General features: G+C 51.2%; 1 pseudogene. It reads left to right on the top strand.

The features are described 5' to 3' along the window. Positions 1-102: 102 nt before the first annotated feature. Positions 103-617 (top strand): annotated as a pseudogene (locus LZZ85_RS28280) (hypothetical protein); the annotation flags it as partial.

The raw sequence follows: 617 nt of genomic DNA, 5'->3' as shown, positions 1-617 counted from the left end.
ACTATGCCGACAAGCTAAGTTCTTTGGGCAAGGCAAGGAAGAGCTAGAACAATGTACAATACGGCTAACCGAAACGTTTTAACAGCTTTTGAATATGATTACATGATCAAGGATCACCTGGTAAATGTTCGAATGGTATTGACAGATGAGCAAAAGCAGGATGCTTATCCCGCCGCAACAATGGAGCTCGCTCAGGCTACAGCCGAAGATCAGTTCTACGCAAACCTTTCCACTACGCGGGTAGACAGGCCATCAGGGTATACCGATACATATACGAACCCGAATGATAAAGTATCGAAGGTCCGTGGGGATGGCAATAGGGTAGGTCCGGCCATGCTGCTGAAGGTAATGGCGGGAGACCAGTTCAACCTGAAGGCAAGTGCGTGGTGGAGCGGAAGCGCGGGCGTAACGAATACCAGCCCGCTGACATCCATTGTATCCGCCCTAATCGGCAGTGCACCGGGAATGATTGGCGGGAAGTTGAACCCAGCGGATCTGACGAGTACCTTGCTGGATCCGCAGGTGGGAGCGTTCCTGGCTACGCAACCGGGCGTGTCCGGCAAACCAAAGGCATATTTGAACTGGGTCTTGTTTGATGAGCAGTTTAAGTTTGTGGA

The sequence above is a fragment of the Terrimonas ginsenosidimutans genome (assembly GCF_022012415.1).
Lineage (GTDB): Bacteria > Bacteroidota > Bacteroidia > Chitinophagales > Chitinophagaceae > Terrimonas_A > Terrimonas_A ginsenosidimutans.
The sequence above is the reverse complement of the archived record's forward strand: the minus strand, read 5'-3'. Positions and strand labels throughout refer to the sequence as shown.